We start from the raw sequence: 19,380 nt of genomic DNA, 5'->3' as shown, positions 1-19,380 counted from the left end.
GGCAGCGCCAGAGCTGGACGTCGGCTCGCCCGGTCCTCAGGGCAGGATGAGCAGCTTGCCGGTGGTGCCTCCGGCCTCCAGGTCCGTGTGGGCCTGCTGCGCGTCGGCCAGGTCGTAGCGCCCGGACACCCGCACCTGCAGGTCCCCGGCAGCGACCAGGTGAAGCAGGTCGTCGGCGCGGGCGAGCAGCTCGGCCCGGTCGGCGACGTAGTGCGCCAGGCTGGGCCGGGTCAGGAAGAGCGAGCCCTGCTGGTTCAGCACCTGCGGGTCGACCGGGGGGACCGGGCCGCTGGCCGCACCGAAGAGCACCATGGTGCCGCGCGGGCGCAGGAGCTCGAGCCCGGCGTCGAAGGTGTCCTTCCCCACCCCGTCGTAGACGACGTGCACCCCCTGGTCGCCGGTGATCTCGCGGACCCGGTCGACCAGGTCCTCCTCGCGGTACAGCACGACGTGGTGGGCGCCGGCGGCCCGCGCCAGCTCGGCCTTGGCCGGCGTGCCCACCGTCCCGACGACGCGGACGCCTGCCCTGGCGAGCAGCTGGGTGAGCAGCAGACCCACGCCTCCGGCGGCCGCGGTCACGAGGGCGGTGTGGCCTGGCGCGGCCTCGAAGGTGGTCCGGGCCAGGTAGTGGGCCGTCAGCCCCTGGAGCATCACGGCGGCGGCCGTCTCGAGGTCGACCTCCGCCGGCACGAGCACGAGGCGGTCGGCGGCCACGACGGCCTCGTCGGTGTACCCGGTCCCCGGTGACATGGCCCACGCCACGCGGTCGCCCTCGGAGACCCCGGAGACGTCCGGGCCCACCGTGCGCACGGTCCCGGCCCCCTCGCTGCCGACGACGAACGGGGTCGGCAGGGGGTAGGCGCCGGAACGGTGGTAGACGTCGATGAAGTTCACGCCGGCGGCGGCCACCTGGACCAGCACCTCGCCGGGGCCGGGCTCAGGGGTGGGGCGGTCGACGAGGGTGAGGGCCTCCGGCCCTCCGGGCTGGTCCACGATGATGGCGCGCATGTCGCGACGCTATCGCGGGCCGGTCAGCGGGTCGCGGCCACCCACCGCTGGACGACCTGCGCGGCGGCACCGCTGTCGAGCGCCTCGGCGGCCCGGCGTATGCCGTCGCGGACCGCGCCCTCCAGCTCCTCCCCGCTGCCGGGGTGCGAGGAGGACTCGCCCGCCTCGACCAGGGCCAGGGCCGTGCCGGCGTTGAGCAGCACCGCGTCGCGCACGGCACCCGTCCCGCCGTCGAAGAGACGGCGGGCCACCTGGGCGTTGTGCTCCGCGTCCTGCCCGCGCAGCTCCTCCAGGAGATGCAGCGGCAGGCCGAGGCGTCGAGGGTCGAGCACGTGCTGCGTCACCCGGCCCTCGGCGTCGGCCCACCACAGCGAGCTCGTGGTGGCGGTGGTGATCTCGTCGAGGCCGTCGTCACCGCGGAACACCACCGCCTGGGTGCCCCGGTCGGCGAAGACGTGCGCCATGAGGGGCGCCATGCGGGAGTCGGCGCAGCCCACGGCGGCATAGCGGGGTTGCGCCGGGTTGGTCAGCGGCCCGAGGAAGTTGAAGGCGGTGCCGATCCCCAGCTCGCGGCGCACGCTCCCGGCATACCTCATCGAGGGGTGGAAGGTGAGCGCGAAGCAGAAGGTGATGCCCGCCTCGTGCGCGACCTGCCGGACCCGCTCGGGGGAGAGGTCGAGGCGGACGCCGAGGGCCTCGAGCATGTCGGCGGACCCGGACCGGCTGGAGGCGGCCCGGTTGCCGTGCTTGACCACCGTCGCACCCGCCGCCGCCATGACGACGGCCGACATCGTGGAGATGTTGACCGTCATGGCCCGGTCCCCGCCGGTCCCGACGATGTCCACGGTCGGCCCCGGGACCTCGAACCGGTGCGCGTGCTCGAGCATCGTGCTCGACAACCCGGACATCTCCTGCGCGGTCTCGCCCTTGGTGCGCAGCGCGGTCAGGAAGCCGCCGAGCTGGGCGTCGCTGGCCGCCCCGGTCATGACCTGGTCCATGACCCAGGAGGTCGTGCTGCTGGAGAGGTCCTCTCCCCGGGTCACCGAGCTGAGGACGTCCGCCCAGCTGGTGACGACGGCACCGGCGCCGGCCCCACCCGTCCGGTCGGCGCCGTCCTCGGTCACCGGCGGGCCAGGTCGGCGACGGCCGCCGTCAGCCGGGCCTCGTCCAGGGGCCGGGAGAGGACCGCGTCGGCCTGCGACCAGGTCGCGAGCCACCCGTCGCCGGGACGACCCGTGAGCACGAGGACCGGGGGGCAGCCGAACAGCTCGTTCTTGAGCTGCCGGCAGACGCCCATCCCGCCGTAGGGCTGCGACTCCCCGTCGAGGATGAGCAGGTCGTAGTCGCCGTCCCTGGCCTCGATGAGGGCCACCTCGGGCGTGGCGCACTCCTTCCAGCGCTCGACGACCACGTCGTCGGCCGGCCGCTCACCCACACCGACGCGCACGGCGTCCCGCACCGAGCGGTCGTTGCTGTAGAGCAGGACCGAGACGGAGGTGGTGGTGAGGCCGCCGGAGGCGGAGGGGACCGCGGGAGTGCTCATGGCGGCGATCCTACCGAGCCGCCGGACCCGGAGCCAGCACGGGAGCGCGTGCGGCGGGGTGGCCGCGCGTGCTGTGCCGCGATGGGCCTAAGATGGGCCTGTGGCGACATCTCCTGCAGCAACCCTGAGCGACGCTGACCGGTTCCACGCGACCGCGCACGGACCGGCGACGCGGCCCAACATGGTCGCGGTCGGCACGATGGTCTGGCTGGGCAGCGAGATCATGTTCTTCGCCGGGCTGTTCGCGATGTACTTCACCATCCGCTCGGTCTCTCCCGACCTGTGGGCCGAGCGCACCGAGTACCTCGACGTCACCTTCGCCACCATCAACACGATGATCCTCGTCATCTCCTCCGTGTGGTGCCAGTTCGGGGTGTGGAAGGCCGAGCGGGGCATCCCGCACCGCACCGGCAGCCTGTTCCACATCGGCAACCCGCTGGGGGACACCGGCTGGGGCATGCGCGAGTGGTACACCCTCACCTATCTCTTCGGCGCGACCTTCATCGCCGGGCAGGTCTGGGAGTACGCCACGCTGACCATGGAGGGCCTGACCCCCACCGCCGACCCCTACGGCTCGGTCTTCTTCATCACCACGGGATTCCACGGCCTGCACGTGACCGGCGGGCTCATCGCCTTCCTCCTCATCATCGGCCGCAGCTTCACCGCCAAGCGCTACACCCACGCGCAGGCCACCGGCGCGGTGGTCACCTCCTACTACTGGCACTTCGTCGACGTCGTGTGGATCGCGTTGTTCGCGGTCATCTACCTGCTGCAATGAGACGTCCGCACCTCCGCCCCCGTCCCGCCGTCCCCGAACCCCGGAAGGACCGCCGAGTGAGCTCCCTCGCCGCCCGCCGTCGCAGCCCGCTGGCGCTGCTCATGCTCCTGTTCCTGGGCCTGACCTTCACGGGCACCGCCTACGCCGCCCTGCAGACCGGCGCGGCACCGGGGACCTCGGCCGAGGGTGCCTCCCAGGAGCAGCTCGGCGAGGGCCGTCAACTCTTCCTTGCCAACTGCGCCTCCTGCCACGGCGCCAACGCCGAGGGCAACGGCGAGGCGGGCCCCTCCCTCTACGGCGTGGGCGCCGCCGCGGTGGACTTCCAGGTGGCCACCGGCCGGATGCCGCTGCCGGCGCCGGGCGTCCAGGCCGAGCGCAACATCTCCCAGGTGCACTTCAGCGACGAGCAGATCGAGGCCCTCGCCGTCTACGTCGACTCCCTCGCCCCGGGTCCCGACGTCCCGGAGGAGCAGTGGCTCGACGCCTCCCAGGGCGACGCTGCCAACGGTGGGGCGGTCTACCGCACCAACTGCGCCATGTGCCACAACTCCTCGGGCACCGGAGGTGCCCTGACCAGGGGCAAGTACGCCCCGACCCTCATGGGCGTGGATGCGCAGCACATCTACGAGGCCATGCTCACCGGCCCGCAGTCCATGCCGGTGTTCAACGACCAGAACATCACCCCCGAGGAGAAGCGAGACGTGATCGCCTTCCTCAAGAGCATCGAGGACGGTGCCAACGACCAGGGCGGCCACACGCTGGGCAGCCTGGGTCCGGCCGGCGACGCCCTCTTCGCGTGGACCATCGGCATCCTGGCCTTCATCGGCGCTGCCGTGTGGCTCGGACGAAAGGCGGCCTGAGGTATGGCGAACCCCCACCACGACGACACCGCACCCGCCATGCGCGACGACGCGGCCGCCCCGGCCAGGTCCGAGACGTTCCAGAACCCGGGTCTTCCTCCGCACGTGCCCCGGCGCGCCGACGGGGACCCCAAGGCCGCCAAGCGCGCCGAGATCCAGGTCGTCGTGCTCTTCACCCTGTCGGCGCTGGCGTCCATCGCGTTCGTCGTCGCCTACTTCGTCATCGACCCGGACCTCAAGGGCTACCTCCTCGGTATCGGTGAGATCAACCTCTTCCACCTCGCGATCGGCGTCACCATGGGGGTGTCGCTCCTCGGTATCGGCCTGGGTGCCATCCACTGGGCCAAGACGCTGATGCCGGACGAGGAGGTGGTGGAGCAGCGCCACCCCCAGGTCTCCGGAGACGACGACCGCGAGGCGGTGGCGCAGACCCTGTCGCACGGCTGGCGCAGCTCCCAGCTCAACCGGCGCTCGGCCCTCCTCGGGTCGGCCGGGGGAGCGCTGGGGCTCTTCGCGCTCCCGATCGTCCTCCCGGTCATCGCCGGGCTGGGCCCGCGTCCGCAAGGGCTCTACACCACCAACTGGGCGGAGGGCACCCTGCTGCGGATCGACCCCTCGGGTGCGGCGATCCGGGCGGGAGACGTCACCCAGGGCTCGGTGTTCCACGTCATGCCGGACGGCTGGGTGGGCCACGAGGCGGTCGAGGAGCACGGGGCCGAGGAGGCGATGATCGCCAAGGCCAAGGACCAGGTGATCCTGGTCCGCCTCGACCCCTCCCTCATCAAGAGCCAGAAGCAGCGCGAGTGGGGCTACGAGGGCATCGTGGCCTACTCCAAGGTGTGCACGCACGTGGGGTGCCCCGTGGCGCTGTACGAGCAGCAGACGCACCACCTGCTGTGCCCGTGCCACCAGTCGACCTTCGACATGACCGACGACTGCAACGTCATCTTCGGGCCGGCCAAGCGGGCCCTGCCTCAGCTGCCGATCACGGTCGACGGCGATGGATACATCGTGGCCGCGGGACCGTTCCGCGAGCCCGTCGGACCGAGCTTCTGGGAGCGCGAGCGCCCGGGCTTGATGGGAGTTGAGTAGTCATGACGACGCACGTTCCCCAGGGCGCCGGTCACCTGCGCACCGATGAGACCCCGCCGGAGCGTCCGGCCAGCCAGACCGACCAGTCCTCGCCGGACGCCAAGTTCCCCGGCGCGCTGGTCTGGGCCGACGAACGGGTGGGGGCGGCCAAGGGCCTGCGCTTCGCCCTGAAGAAGGTCTTCCCCGACCACTGGAGCTTCCTGCTCGGCGAGATCGCGATGTACTCGATGATCATCGCGCTCATCACCGGGACGTTCCTGACGCTCTGGTACGTCCCCAGCATGGGCCACGTGGTCTACGACGGCGACTACGTCCCGCTCAAGGGCGTCGGCATGTCCGAGGCCTACGCCTCCACCCTCGACATCAGCTTCGAGGTCAAGGGCGGACTGCTCATCCGGCAGCTGCACCACTGGTCGGCGCTGTTCTTCATCGTCGGCATCGCGCTGCACGCCGCGCGCGTCTTCTTCACCGGTGCCTTCCGCAAGCCGCGGGAGATCAACTGGCTCATCGGTGTCGTCCTGTCGCTGCTGGCGATCATCGAGGGCTTCGCCGGCTACTCGCTCCCGGACGACCTGCTCTCCGGCACCGGCATCCGGGCGATGAACGGCTTCATGATGTCGGCGCCCGTCATCGGCACCTGGATGACCTTCTTCGTCTTCGGCGGTGAGTTCCCCGGTGAGGCCATCATCCCGCGCCTCTACATCGCGCACGTGCTGCTGATCCCCGCGATCCTCGTCGGGCTCTTCGTGCTGCACCTGGCTCTCGTCGTGGTCCACAAGCACACCCAGTACCCCGGCCCGGGACGGACCAACGACAACGTCGTCGGCTTCCCGATCATGCCGGTCTACGCCGCCAAGGCCGGTGGGTTCTTCTTCGTCGTCTTCGGCATCACCGCGCTGGTCTCGGCTCTCGTGCAGATCAACGGGGTGTGGGTCTACGGGCCCTACGACCCGACCCAGGTGACGGCGGGCAGCCAGCCGGACTTCTACATGTGGTTCTCCGACGGTGCCCTGCGTCTGCTCCCAGGCTGGTTGGAGTTCACCCTGTTCGGGACCGTCTGGAGCTTCAACATCTTCCTCGGGTCGCTGGTCCTGCTGCCCCTCGTGTGGGTGGTCCTGGGTGCCTACCCGTTCCTCGAGGCCTGGGTCACCGGCGACAAGCGCGAGCACCACATCCTGCAGCGCCCGCGCAACGCCCCGACCCGGACGGCGATCGGTGCCGCGGCCATCTCGATGTACCTCGTCCTGGCGCTGGCGTGCGTCAACGACATCCTGGCCATCAAGCTGGGGTTGTCGATCAACGACCTGACGATCCTCTTCCGGACCATGTTCTTCGTGCTCCCGGTCCTGGTGTTCGTCGTCACCAAGCGGCTGTGCCTGTCGTTGCAGCGCCACGACCGCGAGCGGGTCCTGCACGGCAACGAGACCGGGCGCATCGTCCGCACCCCGGAGGGCCGGTTCTTCGAGGCGCACGAGCCGCTGGACGAGTTCGAGCGCTGGGCCCTCGTGGACTACGACACGCCGACGCCGCTGGGTCTCACCCAGGGCCCGGACGTCGACAGCCGCGGCGTCGCCCGTCGGCGCGGCCCGCTCGCGGGCGCGCAGGCGGCGGTGTCCTCCTTCTTCTACAAGGACGCGGTCACGGCGGTGACGCCGGCCGAGCTGGCGGCGGCCCACCACCACGGCGAGCACGACGCGCTGGAGTCGCCATCGATCCCGCAGCTGGGCGCGCCGGTCAACGACAGCACCGGTGACGACGATTTCTCCGAGGGGCACGGATCCGCGGTCCAGGCACCCACGCACCATCGCTGAGGACCAGCCCGAGCGACCGCGCCCTGCCCCGGAGACGGACGGCGGGGCGCGGTCGCGTCCGGGGTCCGAGCACGCCGCGTCCCAGCAGGGGGACCCGCTGGACATGTCGGTGGAGGAGTTCGAGGAGGCCGTCGGGGACTCGCTGGACCTCGTCCCCCCGCCGTTGATGGCCCGGCTCGACAACGTCGTCTTCCTCGTCGAGGACGAGCCCCCACCCGAGGAGCCGGACCTGCTGGGTCTCTACGACGGCGTCCCGCTCACCGAGCGTGACTGGGGCGCCCAGCTGCCGGACCGCATCTTCGTCTACCGGGGTCCGCTGCTGCGCATGTGCGCCGACCGCGAGGAGCTGCTGGACGAGATCGCGGTGACGGTGGTGCACGAGATCGCGCACCACTTCGGGATCGACGACTCCCGTCTGCACGAGCTCGGGTGGGGCTGACCGTCGGGGGCTACAGTGAGCAGGTGATTTCTGCCATCGTCATGATCAAGGCCGAGGTCGGTCGCATCCCCGAGGTCGCCCAGGAGATCGCCGAGATCGACGGGATCCGGGAGGTCTACTCCGTCACCGGGGACGTGGACCTCATCGCGATCGCGCGGGTGCAGCAGCACGAGGATTTCGCCGATGTCATCGCCGACCGTCTCAACAAGGTGGGCGGGGTGCTGGAGACCACCACCCACATCTCCTTCCGCGCCTACTCCTCCTCCGACCTCGAGGCCGGCTTCTCCCTGGGTCTGGAGCACTGAGGCCGACCGCTCAGCCGGGGAGTGCGCCGACCGGTCGGTCGAACGGTCGCGCCTCGCGCCCCGCAGCGGGCTCGGTGGTCGACCAGGACGCCGCACCGGGCTCGAGCAGGGCGCGGCTCGCGCCTGCACCCCCCACGGGGCAGGTCCACTCGCCCTCGAGGTCGACCAGCCGCACACCCGGGGCCTCGAGCCAGCGCAGCACCAGCTCGGTCTCCTCCGCCAGCGCCGCGGGCGCGTCCGAGCCCTCGGGCCGGGAGACCACCTCCGCGGTCTCGCGTAGTGCCTCGACGTAGGGCATGGGGTCCGCGCCACGCGGGCTCAGGGAGGCGCCGGCGAGTCGTCCGTAGCGGACGCAGACCAGCTCCCAGCCTCCCTCCTCGCGCCGTCGGGCGGCGACCACCTCGGAGGAGCGTGACAGGGGTCTGAGCCGCTGGCCCCGCGCCGCGGCCCGCACCAGGGCCATCATCCGGTCCCGCAGCGTGCGAGCCTCCTCGAAGCGTTCCTGCCTGGCCAGCTCGTCCAGCCGCGCCCGCAGGGCGGCCACGACGTCGGTCGTGCTGCCGACCAGCGCCCGTGCCGCCTGCTGGACCACCTGCGCGTAGTCGTCCCTGCTCTGCGCCCCGACGCACGGCCCCCCGCACCGGCCGATCTCCAGCAGCACGCAGGCGCTCGAGCCGGGAGAGCGCTCGGAGAGGCGGCGGGTGCACTGCCGCAGGGGGACGACCTCGTGCAGCGCCGTGACGGCAGCCTCGGCGGTCCGGCGCGAGCCGAACGGCCCGGCATACTGCGCGCGGTCGTCCCGGACCGAGCGGACGACGGACAACCGGGGGAACGGCTCGTCGGTCAAGCGCACCCACACGGCCTTCTCCGGGTGCCGTGACCGACGGTTGTAGCGCGGCTTGTGCTCGGCGATGAGCCGCAGCTCGCGGACCGAGGCCTCCAGGGCGGTGGCGCACACGATGGGGGTCAGGGAGTCGGTGAGTCCCACCATCTCCGTCATCCGTCGTCGGCCCTCCGAGGCCGTGAAGTAGCTGAGCGTGCGGCGCCGCAGGTCGCTGGCGGTGCCGACGTAGAGCGGCACGCCGGCGCGGTCGCGGAAGACGTAGACGCCGGGGGCCGACGGCATGGCCTCCGCCAGCACGCGCTTGCGCCGTTGTGCCGGGCTGACCCGCGAGCTGTAGGACTGCAGCTCCTCCAGGGTGTGCACCCCGAGGTTGCCCACCCGCTCGACCAACCCGTGCAGGACGTCGACGGTGGCCCGGGCGTCGTGCAGCGCCCGGTGGTCGGGCGTGGTGGCGGACCCGAACAACCGGGCCAGGCTGGCCAGCTTGTGGTTGGGGGCCTCGTCCTTGTGCACGAGCTGGCGGGCCAGGCGGACGGTGTCGAGCACGGGGAAGGAGGGCCACGGGTGCCCGGTCTCGGTGGCGGCGGCCTTGAGGAAGGAGACGTCGAAGCCGGCGTTGTGCGCCACCAGGACGCTGCCCCGGGCGAACTCCAGGAACTGGGGGAGGACGACCGAGATGGGCGGGGCCTGCACCACCATGGCGTTGGTGATGCCGGTCAGGACCGTGATGAACCCCGGGATGGGCGTGGCGGGGCGCACGAGGGTCTGGAACTCCCCGAGGACCTGCCCGCCCCGCACCTTGACGGCACCCACCTCGGTGATCTGCGACCCCGAGGGCGATCCGCCGGTGGTCTCGAGGTCGACCACCACGAAGGTGACCTCCGACAGCGGGGTGCCGAGGTCGCCGAAGGTCTCCTGCGTGTAGGTCCCTGGGCCTCCCGGGTCGGAGGAGCGGCCCGAGGGGCCACGCCCCGTGTCCAGCGTCTGCATACCGCCGAGGCTAGGTGGGGCCACCGACAGACCGGGGGAGGACGTCGCCACGGGGTATGTCGGTGCCCGCCCCTAGCGTCGTCGGCATGAAGGAGGTGGACCCTGTGAACCCGTACCCGACCACACCACCGCCCCCGCACGACCAGGCGGTCACGCTCATCGACTGCCAGACGTGCCCGGTCCGCGGCCGCCACTGCGGGGACTGCTTCGTGCCGGTCCTCGGCCGTCTCTGGCTCGACGACCCGGCGCCTGCGTCAGCCCCCGGGTCGGCCCCCGGTGCCGACCCGGCGGCGCAGGAGCCACCGGGCGGGGACGAGCCGGTCCAGCAGCACGGGACCGCACGACTGGACACGGACGAGCTGGCCGCCGTCGGTGCCTTCGTCCGGGCCGGGCTGGTCACGCCCGCCGAGGCGCGCGACGCCCGGGCCGCCCTCAGCCCGTCCCGGCGCGCGGCGGCGGGCTGAGGTCGGGGCGGTCGTCCGGGCCGACGTCATCGTGGGCGGTAGATCGCCTCGATCTGCTCGGCGTGCGACGCGGCCACGACGTGTCGGCGCAGCTTCAGCGACGGGGTGAGCGTCCCGGCCTCGACGGTGAAGTCCTCGGCCAGCACGGTGAAGGCGCGGATCGACTCGGCGCGGCTGACCGTGGCGTTGGCCCCGTCCACCGCGGCCTGGATCTCCTGCCGCAGGAGGGGATGCGCGACGACCTCCTCGGGCGGCAGCCCGCCGAGGCCCCGGTGCTCCAGCCAGTCGGGCAGCAGGTCGGCGTCCAGCGTCACCAGCGCCGCGACGAAGGGCCGGGCCTCCCCGACGACCATGCAGTGCGAGACGAGCGGATGACTCCGCAGCCGGTCCTCCCAGGGGCCAGGGACGACGTTCTTGCCACCGGCGGTGACGATGACCTCCTTGCTGCGGCCGGTGATGCGCAGGAACCCGTCGGCGTCCAGCTCGCCCAGGTCCCCGGTCCGCAGCCACCCTTCCCGCAGGACCGCCTCGGTGCCCGCCGGGTCGTGGCGGTAGCCGCGGAACACCCCCACGCCCTGGACGAGGATCTCGCCGCTGTCGTCGACCCGCACCGCGACCCCGGGCAGGGGCCGCCCGACGGTCCCGATGCGCAGCTGGTCGGGGGTGTTGACGGTGGCGGGTGCCGTGGTCTCGGTCAGGCCGTACCCCTCGAGCACGACGATGCCCGCGCCCCGGAAGACGTGCCCGAGCCGTGCCCCCAACGCGGCCCCGCCGGAGATGGCATAGCGCACCCGGCCGCCCAGCGAGGCGCGCAGGCGGCTCAGGACCAGGCGGTCGGCGACGGCGTGCTGCAGCCGCAGGCCGGGTCCGACCGACCCGGTGTCCACCGCCCGGCTGTGGGTCTCGGCGACCCGGGCCGCCCACCGGAAGACAGCGGCCCGCCCCGAGGCCTGCGCCCGCTGCTCGGCGGCGGCGTAGATCTTCTCGAAGACCCGCGGCACCGCCAGCACGAAGGTCGGGCCGAAGCCGGCCAGGTCCTCCAGCAGGGTGCGGGCGTCCGGGCTGTGCCCCAGGCGCACGCCCGCCCGCAGGCAGACCACCTGGATGAACCGGGCGAAGACGTGCGCCAGCGGGAGGAAGAGGAGGTTCGCGGCGCCCGGGGCCTCGACGACGATGCTGAGCCGTTCGCAGGCGTTGTCGGCCAGGGCGATGAAGTTGCCGTGGGTCAGCTCGCAGCCCCGGGGCGCCCCGGTCGTCCCGGAGGTGTAGATGATCGTGGCGAGATCTCCGCGGTCGACGCTGGTGCGGCGGGCCTCCAGCTCGGCGTCCGCGACCTCGAGCCCTGCTGCGGCCAGCTCCTCCAGCGACCCCGACTCGATCTGCCACACGTCGCGCAGCTCTGGCAGGTCGTCGCGGCAGCGGGTGACGACGGCTCGCATCGCGGCGTCCTCGACGATGATGGCGACCGCTCCTGAGTCCTGGCAGATCCACCTCACCTGGTCGGCGGAGCTGGTCTCGTAGACGGGCACCGGCACCGCTCCGGCGCTCCACAGCGCCAGGTCGGTCACGGTCCACTCCAGGCGCGTCCTGCTCATCAGCGCCACCCGGTCACCCGGGCGGATGCCGGCGGCGAGGAAGCCCTTGGCCAGGCGGTCGACCCGCCGCTGCAGCTCGATCGCGGTGACGTCGTGCCAGGTGTCCCCGTCCCGGGTCGAGGCCAGGACGCGGGACGGCTCCCGGTGCGCCCACCCGAGCAGGTAGTCCACGAGGTTTCCGGTCCCGGACCCGGTCGCCAGGGGAGGGACGGACACCTCGGACACGACAGCAGCTCCCCTTCACGGATCGGCTTCACTCGGGCGGGCTCACCCTACCCTCGCCCGATAAGGTGAACGGGTGAGGACCTGCGTCGGCGTGGACATCGGAGGCACCAAGATCGCGGCCAGCGCGGTCCAGGACGGCACCATCCTGGAGCAGGCGCTGCGCGAGACCCCGGCGCAGGCGCCGGACGACATCGTGACCGCCGTCGCCGACCTGCTGCGCGAGCTGGCGGAGCAGCTGGGCCCGGACCGCCCGATCGAGGCGGTCGGGGTGGCGTGCGCCGGCTTCATCGACCGCTCCGGTGACCTCGTCGTCTTCGCCCCCAACCTCGCCTGGCGCGACGAGCCGCTGCGGGAGCGGCTGGAGCAGGCCACCGGCCTGCCGGTCGTGCTGGAGAACGACGCCAACGCGGCCGCCTGGGGAGAGTTCCGCTTCGGCGCCGCCCGCGACGCCGAGGAGATGGTGCTCATCACCCTGGGTACCGGCGTCGGCGGGGGCATCGTCGTGGACGGTGAGCTCGTCAGGGGCACGCACGGGATGGCGGCCGAGGTGGGCCACATGCGGATGGTCCCGGACGGCCACCGGTGCGGGTGCGGCAACAAGGGCTGCTGGGAGGTGTATGCCTCCGGCAGCGCCCTGGTGCGGGAGGCGCGCGACCTGGTGGCCGGCGGCAGCCCGCACGCCGGCGCGTTGTCGGACGCCTGCGGGGGTGACCCGGCCGCCCTCACCGGGGTCATGGTGACCCAGGTGGCCCAGGGCGGGGACCCGGCGGCCCAGGAGCTCCTCGAGGACGTCGGTCGCTGGGCCGGGGAGGGCCTGGCGTCCCTCGCCGCCATCCTCGACCCCGGGCTGCTCGTCATCGGCGGTGGGGTCTCGGCGGCCGGCGACCTCCTCCTGCAGCCGGCCCGGCGCGCCTTCGCCCGCCACCTCACCGGACGGGGACATCGCGACATCACCCCGGTGGTGCTGGCCGAGCTCGGCAACGAGGCAGGGATGATCGGGGCGGCAGACCTCGCCTCGCGCCGGGTGTGAGCGACCCGGCCGAGGCCCCCGCGCTCCCGGCCGTCGGTGTCGACGTCGGGGGGACCCACGTCAAGGCAGGCCTGGTCGACGCGCAGGGCCGGGTGACGTCCGAGGCCTACCGCCGGACCCCCGCGCGCACGGCCGCGGTCGCCGTCGTGGAGGGCCTCGTCGTCGAGGTGGTGCAGGAGCTCCTGCAGCAGGTGCCGCCCGGGGTCCGCGCCCGCGTGCCGGTCGGGGTGGGGGCGGCCGGCTTCGTGGACGCCGACCGGGGCCGCGTGGTCTTCGCGCCGCACCTGTCCTGGCGGGACGAGCCGCTGCGGGACACCCTGGCAGCACGGCTCGGGCGCCCGGTGGTGCTCGACAACGACGCGCACGCCGCGGCCTGGGCCGAGCACCGGTTCGGGGCCGGTCAGGGGGAGAGCCACCTGGTCGTGCTGACCCTGGGGACCGGCATCGGCGGTGCCATCCTCACCCACGGCCGGCTGCAGCGCGGGCGCCACGGGCTGGCCGGGGAGTTCGGGCACCAGCAGCTGGTCCCCGGGGGGCTGCCGTGCGAGTGCGGCAACCAGGGGTGCTGGGAGCAGTACGCCTCGGGCCGGGCGCTCGCCCGGCTGGCCCAGGAGGCGCTGCGGGTCGGAGGTCCGGCCGCCGCGGGGCTGCGGGACGCCTGTCCGGGTGGGGGACCGTCCGGGATCACCGGGGAGCACGTCTGGCGGGCCGCGCGCGACGGGGACCCCACGAGCCGGACGATCCTGGCCGAGGTCGGGCGGTGGCTGGGGACGGGTCTGGCCGGTGTCGTGGGCTCCCTCGACCCGGGCACCGTCGTCGTCGGGGGTGGCGTCAGCGGGGCCGGTGACCTCCTGCTCGACCCGGCGCGCGAGACCCTCGCCGGCAGCCTCGTCGGCCGCGGCCACCGGCCGGTCCCACCCGTCCTGGCGGCACGGCTGGGGCAGCGGGCCGGTGTCGTCGGGGCGGCCGACCTGGCCCGCCGCCGCGACCGGGCGTCCTTCCCGCGCCGGGCGGGGGACCGGTGACCCCGCATACCGGGTCCTCCGGTGGGGTGGGGGAGGATGAGCTCATGCCCTCCCTGCGTGTCGCCAGCTACAACCTGCGCGGACTCAAGGACAGCGCGGACGCGGCCGCCGCCGTCGTCCGCGCGATCCGCCCCGACGTCCTGCTGCTGCAGGAGCTGCCCCGTCACCCGGGCTCGGAGTACGCCATCAGCTCCTTCGCCCGCAGCTGCGACCTGCTCTGGTCCGGCCGCACCAGGCTGCTCAGCGGCACCGGCCTCATGACGTCCCTGCGGGTGACCGCGGCCGACTCGGTGGACCGCCGGCTGCGCGTCGGGCTGCGGGAGAACCCGCGCAGCTACACCACGACCCGGGTCCGGCTGCCGGAGGGGCCGCAGCTGGACGTCGTGTCCGTCCACCTGTCCCTGCGGGCCGAGCAGCGGGAGCAGCACACCGGCACGGTCCTGGCCGAGCTCGCCGCGTCGCGGGCCGGCTCCGAGGACGTCCCCCTCGTGCTGGGCGGCGACCTCAACGAGGAGCGCGACGGGGCGGCGTGGCGGATGCTGGCCGACGGGCTGCAGGAGGTCAGCGCCGACCGGCCGACGTTCCCCGCCCACCAGCCGCACCGCCACATCGACGCGGTGTTCGCCCGGGGCCACCGGGATGCCCAGCCCGGGGACCCCGCCCTGCTGGAGGGTATGCCGGTGCGTGAGGCCAGCGACCACCTGCCGGTCTGGGTGGATCTCGAGGTCTGAGGAGGGCCCCGACACGGGTCAGTCGGGCGCGAGCTGCGGCGTCCGGCGCGGCTCAGACCCGGGCGCCGTCGTCCCCGTCGAAGGGCGGCCGGCGCCGCGGCTGGCGCAGCACCAGCAGGACGAACCCCCCGATGGCCAGGAGCGCCCCCACGCCCGCGAAGACGGGGTGCAGCAGGGGCACGACCGCCGCGAGCACCACGAGCAGCGGGCCGACGACCAGACCGACGACGATGCCCCAGAAGTGCAGGTCACCGGCCGGCAGGGGCTCCGGCGGCGGGGGGACGAAGTGCTCGTCGTCCTCCATCTCCGGTGGCTCGTAGGACCGGTGGTCGGTCGCCATGCCCTCCGGGGTCCGCGGGCCGAGGTGAGTGGGGCGCCCGGACGTCGGCTCGGGGTCCGGGGCGGAGGGCCAGGGCGGGTTGACCGCCCCCCGGTGCTGGGCGTCGGCCTCACCGCGCAGGCCCGCCACGATCTCGCGGAAGACCCGGTCCACGTCAGGGTCGGCGGGGCCGTCCTCGGGGCTGCGGTGGCTCACCGCACCAGTCTCGCACGGTGCCCGGGTCGGTCCGACACGGCGCGGGCCTCCCGGGGGTAGAGTCAGCGCGCAGACCGGCGCCCGCGGCGCGGCGGACGACACGGCCGAAGGAGGACCCCGATGATCTACTGGATCCTCAAGCACCTGGTGGTCGGCCCGCCGTTGAAGGCTGTCTTCCGACCCTGGATCGAGGGCAGGCATCACCTCCCCGAGACGGGGGCGGCGATCCTGGCGAGCAACCACCTGTCGTTCTCCGACTCGATCTTCCTCCCGCTCCTCGTGGACCGCCGGATCACCTTCCCCGCCAAGATGGAGTACTTCACCGGCACCGGCGTGAAGGGCTGGCTCACCCGCCTGTTCTTCACCTCCACCGGCCAGATCCCGATCGACCGCTCCGGGGGCTCGGCGTCCATGGCCGCGTTGGAGCAGGGCCTGCACGTGCTGCGCCGCGGCGAGCTGTTCGGCATCTACCCCGAGGGCACCCGCAGCCCCGACGGCCGGCTCTACCGTGGCAAGACCGGCATGGCCAGGCTCGCGCTCGAGGCCGGCGTCCCGATCATCCCGTGCGCCATGATCGACACCGACAAGGCGCAGCCGACGGGGCAGAAGATCCCCAACGTGGTCCAGGTGGGGGTGCGCGTCGGGCGCCCGCTCTCCTGGCCCGAGCACGCCGGGCGCAGCGAGGACCACGCGGTGCTGCGGCAGATCACCGACGAGGTCATGGCCGAGCTGCAGCGGCTCTCCGGCCAGGTCTACGTCGACGAGTACGCCGCCAGCGTCAAGGAGCGGCTCGCCGCCCGCGCCCGGTCCGGGGTCGAGCAGGCCCGGGTCGGCCTGGAGCAGGCCACGGAACGGGCCAGGGAGGGCCTGGAGCACGCGGGCGAGAAGGCCCGGGAGGGCCTGGGCCAGGCCCGTGAGGACATCGCCGGGGCCACCGGGAAGGCGAAGGAGAGCCTCGCCGAGCGACGGGCGCGGCGGCATACCGAGCACGAGGACGCCCCCGAGGCATGACGCGGCGTCAGAACCACCACCCGCCGTCTCCTACCATGGAGCGGTGAGCACCGACCTGACCGGCCTGGCCACCTCCGGGGGCCCCGACATCGACTGGCCCGACCTGCCCGCGCGTCAGCAGCCGACCTGGCACGACCCCGCGGCCCTCGCCCAGACCCTGTCCGTGCTCGGGACCTATCCGCCGCTCGTCTTCGCCGGGGAGTGCGACCAGCTGCGCTCGCGGATGGCCGACGTCGCCGCCGGGCGGGCCTTCACGCTGCAGGGCGGCGACTGCGCCGAGACGCTGGCCGACGTGACCGGGCCCAACATCAGGGACCGCATCAAGACGATCCTGCAGATGGCCGTCGTCCTCACCTACGGCGCGGGGACGCCGATCGTCAAGGTCGGGCGGATGGCCGGGCAGTTCGCCAAGCCGCGCAGCTCGGACACCGAGACGCGCGACGGCGTCACCCTGCCGGCCTACCGCGGGGACATGGTCAACGGCTTCGAGTTCACGCCGCAGGCGCGGCGCCCCGACCCCGAGCGGCTGCTGCGCTGCTACCACGCGAGCTCGGCCACCCTCAACCTCGTGCGCGGGTTCACCAGCGGCGGCTTCGCCGACCTGCGCAGCGTGCACGCCTGGAACAAGGGCTTCCTCACCGGGCCCGCGCAGGCGCGGTACGAGGTCATGGCCGGGCAGATCGACCGGGCGGTCCGCTTCCTCGAGGCCTCGGGCGTCGCCGACGCCGAGGAGATGCGCCGGGTCGAGTTCTACTCCGCGCACGAGGCGCTGGTCCTCGACTACGAGCGACCCATGGTGCGCCGCGACCACCGCACCGGGCTGCTCTACGACACCTCCAGCCACCTCGTGTGGGTGGGCGAGCGCACCCGTGACCTGGACGGCGCGCACATCGACTTCGTCTCCCGGATCCAGAATCCGGTCGCGGTCAAGCTCGGCCCGACCGCCGACCGCGACACCGTGCTCGCCCTCATGGACCGGATCGACCCCGAGCGCACCCCGGGACGCCTCACCTTCATCACCCGCATGGGTGCCGGGACGATCCGGGACGTGCTCCCGTCGCTGCTCACCTCCCTCGGCGAGGACGCCCGACGGGTGGCGTGGGTGTGCGACCCGATGCACGGCAACACCTTCACCTCGCCCAGCGGCTTCAAGACCCGCCGCTTCGAGGACGTCGTGGACGAGGTGCGCGGGTTCTTCGCCGCGCACGCGGAAGCGGGCACCCACCCCGGTGGCATCCACGTGGAGCTGACCGGCAACGACGTCACCGAGTGCGTCGGCGGCACCACCCCGGTCGACCTCGATGACCTCGGGCTGCGCTACGAGACCCTGTGCGACCCCCGGCTCAACCACCAGCAGAGCCTGGAGCTGGCCTTCCTCGTCGCCGAGATGCTGGAGCGGGGCGGCCGCTGAGATGGGTGGGTCCGCCGTCGGCCAGACCGCCGACCTGCGCTCGGACACGCTGACCCGGCCCACGACGGGGATGCGGGCGGCCATGGTCGAGGCCGAGGTCGGGGACGACGTCTACGCCGAGGACCCGACCGTCGCCGCCCTGGAGGAGCAGGTGGCCACGCTGCTGGGGCATGAGGCGGCGCTCTTCATGCCGACCGGGTCGATGGCCAACCAGATCGGGCTGCGCCTGCACGCCGGCCCCGGGTCGGAGGTCATCAGCGACCACCTCGCCCACGTCCTGCGGGCCGAGCTCGGAGCCGCGGCGGCGTTCTCGGGCATCACGACGCGCAGCTGGGTCGCCGACCGGGGGCGGCTGGACGTCGACACCGCGCTCGCGGTCATGGTGCCCGACGGGGGCGCCTACCAGGTGAGCACCGCGTGCGTCGTCGTCGAGAACACCCACAACTTCGGCGGGGGCACGGTGCAGCCGCTGGAGGACCTGCGCCGCCTGCGGGAAGGGACCCGGGCGGCCGGGGTCGGGGTGCACCTCGACGGGGCCCGCCTCTGGAACGCCCACGTGGCCACCGGGGTGGCCCTCGCGGACTACGGCGCCTGCGCCGACACGGTCTCGGTATGCCTGTCCAAGGGGCTCGGCGCGCCGGTCGGCTCGGTGCTCGTCGCGTCGGCGGACCGCATCGCGCAGGCGCGGATCCTGCGCAAGCGGATGGGGGGCGGCATGCGCCAGGTCGGCCTCCTGGCCGCGGCCGGACGCTACGCCCTGGACCACCAGCTCGACCGGCTGGCCGAGGACCACCGCCGCACCGCGGCCGTGGCCCGGGCGCTGGGCGGTGCCGTTCCCGACGTCGTCGACCCGGAGCAGGTGCACACCAACATCCTCGTGCTCGACGTGGGGGCGGCCGGGTGGGCCGCCGCCGACTTCGTCGCTGCCGCCGGGGAGCGCGGGGTGCTCGGCTATCCCACGGACGCCCGGCACGCGCGCTACGTCTGGCACCTCGACGTCGACGACCCGATGACCCAGCATGCCGAGGGCGTCCTGCTCGAGCTGCTGGACCGGGGCGGCGTCGCTCCGTGACCGACGCCGGGGGCGAGCCAGGCAGCCCGCTGCCCCCCGGGCAGCGGGCGACGCGGACCTGGCGGCCCTCGCACTACGGCCGGGTGCCGCGCCTGGACCCCGAGGCCTGGACCCTGCGGATCGCCGGCGACACCGCCGACGGCGGGGTGACCGTGCTGACGTGGGACGACCTGGCCGGGCTGCCGTTCGTCGAGGTGTCGGCGAGCCTGCACTGCGTCGACCGGCACAGCGTCCCGGACCTGCGGTGGGGCGGGGTGCGGATGCGCGACGTCCTCGCCCTGGCCCCGCCGCACCCGGACGCCGGTCACGTCCTGCTCGCCGCCGCCCGGGGGTATGCCGCCGGGGTCCTCCTCGAGGACCTGCACCACCCCGACGCCCTCGTCGCGCACAGCGTGCACGGGGACCCGCTCACCGCCGAGCACGGCTGGCCCGCCCGGGCGGTGCTGCCGCACCTCTACGGCTTCAAGGGCCCGAAGTGGCTCGTCGAGGTGACCTACCACCGGCAGCCGCAGCAGGGGTGGTGGGAGTCGCACGGATACCACCCCCGGGCCCGGGTGGACCGCGAGGAACGCTGGGCGCACCAGGGCTGACCGTCGGGTCGGTCCGCGGAC

At 73.4% G+C, this 19,380-nt stretch carries 20 protein-coding genes; 14 read left to right on the top strand and 6 right to left on the bottom strand.

The features are described from left to right. Positions 1 to 36: 36 nt before the first annotated feature. The 3 genes from Q0795_RS00810 to Q0795_RS00800 are packed head-to-tail and all read right to left on the bottom strand — an operon-like array spanning position 37 to position 2,551. The gene (locus Q0795_RS00810; protein ID WP_298885413.1) at positions 37 to 1,008 is read right to left on the bottom strand and encodes a quinone oxidoreductase; all 972 of its coding nucleotides are present in this window, start codon (positions 1,006 to 1,008) and stop codon (positions 37 to 39) included. A 23-nt stretch (positions 1,009 to 1,031) separates the two neighbouring features. Then, positions 1,032 to 2,132, bottom strand: a complete 1,101-nt coding sequence (trpD, locus tag Q0795_RS00805; RefSeq protein WP_298885411.1) for an anthranilate phosphoribosyltransferase — start codon at positions 2,130 to 2,132, stop codon at positions 1,032 to 1,034. After that, on the bottom strand, positions 2,129 to 2,551 hold the full coding sequence (locus Q0795_RS00800) for a hypothetical protein (RefSeq protein ID WP_298885409.1): 423 nt from the start codon (positions 2,549 to 2,551) through the stop codon (positions 2,129 to 2,131). Before Q0795_RS00800 ends, trpD begins: the two co-directional genes overlap by 4 nt. Positions 2,552 to 2,732: 181 nt before the next feature. Here Q0795_RS00800 and Q0795_RS00795 point away from each other — a divergent pair, with 181 nt between their 5' ends. The 6 genes from Q0795_RS00795 (at position 2,733) to Q0795_RS00770 (ending at position 7,836) form a co-directional block, all read left to right on the top strand. After that, complete coding sequence (locus Q0795_RS00795) at positions 2,733 to 3,329, top strand: heme-copper oxidase subunit III (RefSeq protein ID WP_174964972.1); 597 nt, start codon at positions 2,733 to 2,735, stop codon at positions 3,327 to 3,329. 56 nt (positions 3,330 to 3,385) lie between these two features. Beyond that, positions 3,386 to 4,189, top strand: coding sequence for a cytochrome c (locus tag Q0795_RS00790; protein ID WP_298885408.1), 804 nt, complete (start codon positions 3,386 to 3,388; stop codon positions 4,187 to 4,189). Between the two features lie 3 nt (positions 4,190 to 4,192). Further along, a complete protein-coding gene (locus Q0795_RS00785; RefSeq protein ID WP_298885406.1) occupies positions 4,193 to 5,281 on the top strand; it encodes a ubiquinol-cytochrome c reductase iron-sulfur subunit in 1,089 nt (362 codons plus the stop codon). A gap of 2 nt (positions 5,282 to 5,283) precedes the next feature. Then, positions 5,284 to 7,092 carry a ubiquinol-cytochrome c reductase cytochrome b subunit gene (locus Q0795_RS00780; RefSeq protein WP_298885404.1) on the top strand — a complete coding sequence of 603 codons (1,809 nt, stop codon included), beginning with the start codon at positions 5,284 to 5,286 and terminating at the stop codon, positions 7,090 to 7,092. Between the two features lie 103 nt (positions 7,093 to 7,195). Further along, on the top strand, positions 7,196 to 7,531 hold the full coding sequence (locus Q0795_RS00775; RefSeq protein ID WP_298885402.1) for a metallopeptidase family protein: 336 nt from the start codon (positions 7,196 to 7,198) through the stop codon (positions 7,529 to 7,531). 23 nt (positions 7,532 to 7,554) lie between these two features. After that, positions 7,555 to 7,836, top strand: a complete 282-nt coding sequence (locus Q0795_RS00770; protein WP_298885400.1) for an Lrp/AsnC ligand binding domain-containing protein — start codon at positions 7,555 to 7,557, stop codon at positions 7,834 to 7,836. A 10-nt stretch (positions 7,837 to 7,846) separates the two neighbouring features. Here Q0795_RS00770 and Q0795_RS00765 read toward each other — a convergent pair whose 3' ends face one another. Continuing rightward, a complete protein-coding gene (locus Q0795_RS00765; protein WP_298885398.1) occupies positions 7,847 to 9,670 on the bottom strand; it encodes a DEDD exonuclease domain-containing protein in 1,824 nt (607 codons plus the stop codon). A gap of 104 nt (positions 9,671 to 9,774) precedes the next feature. Between Q0795_RS00765 and Q0795_RS00760 the strand changes: the two genes are divergently transcribed. Continuing rightward, a complete protein-coding gene (locus Q0795_RS00760; RefSeq protein WP_298885396.1) occupies positions 9,775 to 10,134 on the top strand; it encodes a hypothetical protein in 360 nt (119 codons plus the stop codon). A 26-nt stretch (positions 10,135 to 10,160) separates the two neighbouring features. Here the strand turns inward: Q0795_RS00760 and Q0795_RS00755 are convergent, their stop codons facing one another. Further along, entirely contained in the window at positions 10,161 to 11,954 is a 1,794-nt protein-coding gene (locus tag Q0795_RS00755; protein WP_298885394.1) for a long-chain fatty acid--CoA ligase, read from the bottom strand. A gap of 73 nt (positions 11,955 to 12,027) precedes the next feature. Here Q0795_RS00755 and Q0795_RS00750 point away from each other — a divergent pair, with 73 nt between their 5' ends. The 3 genes from Q0795_RS00750 to Q0795_RS00740 are packed head-to-tail and all read left to right on the top strand — an operon-like array spanning position 12,028 to position 14,740. Continuing rightward, positions 12,028 to 12,984: an ROK family glucokinase gene (locus tag Q0795_RS00750; RefSeq protein WP_298885392.1), complete on the top strand. Its 957-nt coding sequence runs from the start codon at positions 12,028 to 12,030 to the stop codon at positions 12,982 to 12,984. After that, the gene (locus Q0795_RS00745) at positions 12,981 to 14,009 is read left to right on the top strand and encodes an ROK family glucokinase (RefSeq protein ID WP_298885388.1); all 1,029 of its coding nucleotides are present in this window, start codon (positions 12,981 to 12,983) and stop codon (positions 14,007 to 14,009) included. The genes Q0795_RS00750 and Q0795_RS00745 overlap by 4 nt, the downstream gene beginning before the upstream one ends. Before the next feature lie 44 nt (positions 14,010 to 14,053). Further along, positions 14,054 to 14,740, top strand: a complete 687-nt coding sequence (locus Q0795_RS00740) for an endonuclease/exonuclease/phosphatase family protein (protein ID WP_298885386.1) — start codon at positions 14,054 to 14,056, stop codon at positions 14,738 to 14,740. Positions 14,741 to 14,792: 52 nt separating this feature from the next. On the opposite strand, the gene Q0795_RS00735 is transcribed toward Q0795_RS00740, so the two are convergent. Then, positions 14,793 to 15,275, bottom strand: coding sequence for a hypothetical protein (locus Q0795_RS00735; protein WP_298885384.1), 483 nt, complete (start codon positions 15,273 to 15,275; stop codon positions 14,793 to 14,795). A 120-nt stretch (positions 15,276 to 15,395) separates the two neighbouring features. Between Q0795_RS00735 and Q0795_RS00730 the strand changes: the two genes are divergently transcribed. From Q0795_RS00730 to Q0795_RS00715, 4 genes are read left to right on the top strand one after another with little or no spacing between them, the layout of a single operon-like run. After that, entirely contained in the window at positions 15,396 to 16,286 is an 891-nt protein-coding gene (locus Q0795_RS00730) for a 1-acyl-sn-glycerol-3-phosphate acyltransferase (protein ID WP_298885382.1), read from the top strand. Between the two features lie 43 nt (positions 16,287 to 16,329). After that, positions 16,330 to 17,697 (top strand): class II 3-deoxy-7-phosphoheptulonate synthase, encoded by a 1,368-nt coding sequence (locus Q0795_RS00725; RefSeq protein ID WP_201023248.1) that lies wholly within the window; start codon positions 16,330 to 16,332, stop codon positions 17,695 to 17,697. Position 17,698: 1 nt separating this feature from the next. Next, positions 17,699 to 18,769 (top strand): GntG family PLP-dependent aldolase, encoded by a 1,071-nt coding sequence (locus tag Q0795_RS00720; protein WP_298885380.1) that lies wholly within the window; start codon positions 17,699 to 17,701, stop codon positions 18,767 to 18,769. Next, positions 18,766 to 19,359, top strand: coding sequence for a molybdopterin-dependent oxidoreductase (locus Q0795_RS00715; RefSeq protein ID WP_298885378.1), 594 nt, complete (start codon positions 18,766 to 18,768; stop codon positions 19,357 to 19,359). The genes Q0795_RS00720 and Q0795_RS00715 overlap by 4 nt, the downstream gene beginning before the upstream one ends. The last annotated feature ends 21 nt before the right edge of the window (positions 19,360 to 19,380 follow it).

Source organism: uncultured Serinicoccus sp. (assembly GCF_947487915.1).
Lineage (GTDB): Bacteria > Actinomycetota > Actinomycetes > Actinomycetales > Dermatophilaceae > Ornithinicoccus.
Note: the sequence above shows the minus strand (reverse complement) of the source record. Positions and strands in the feature narration are given on the sequence as shown.

What these genes read in the sequence shown, in the direction of transcription:
- Q0795_RS00810 (WP_298885413.1), bottom strand. Translation starts at nt 1,008, where the DNA reads ATGCGCGCCATCATCGTGGACCAGCCCGGAGGGCCGGAGGCCCTCACC.
- Q0795_RS00800 (WP_298885409.1), bottom strand. Translation starts at nt 2,551, where the DNA reads ATGAGCACTCCCGCGGTCCCCTCCGCCTCCGGCGGCCTCACCACCACC.
- Q0795_RS00795 (WP_174964972.1), top strand. Translation starts at nt 2,733, where the DNA reads ATGGTCGCGGTCGGCACGATGGTCTGGCTGGGCAGCGAGATCATGTTC.
- Q0795_RS00785 (WP_298885406.1), top strand. Translation starts at nt 4,193, where the DNA reads ATGGCGAACCCCCACCACGACGACACCGCACCCGCCATGCGCGACGAC.
- Q0795_RS00780 (WP_298885404.1), top strand. Translation starts at nt 5,284, where the DNA reads ATGACGACGCACGTTCCCCAGGGCGCCGGTCACCTGCGCACCGATGAG.
- Q0795_RS00775 (WP_298885402.1), top strand. Translation starts at nt 7,196, where the DNA reads ATGTCGGTGGAGGAGTTCGAGGAGGCCGTCGGGGACTCGCTGGACCTC.
- Q0795_RS00765 (WP_298885398.1), bottom strand. Translation starts at nt 9,670, where the DNA reads ATGCAGACGCTGGACACGGGGCGTGGCCCCTCGGGCCGCTCCTCCGAC.
- Q0795_RS00740 (WP_298885386.1), top strand. Translation starts at nt 14,054, where the DNA reads ATGCCCTCCCTGCGTGTCGCCAGCTACAACCTGCGCGGACTCAAGGAC.
- Q0795_RS00730 (WP_298885382.1), top strand. Translation starts at nt 15,396, where the DNA reads ATGATCTACTGGATCCTCAAGCACCTGGTGGTCGGCCCGCCGTTGAAG.
- Q0795_RS00720 (WP_298885380.1), top strand. Translation starts at nt 17,699, where the DNA reads ATGGGTGGGTCCGCCGTCGGCCAGACCGCCGACCTGCGCTCGGACACG.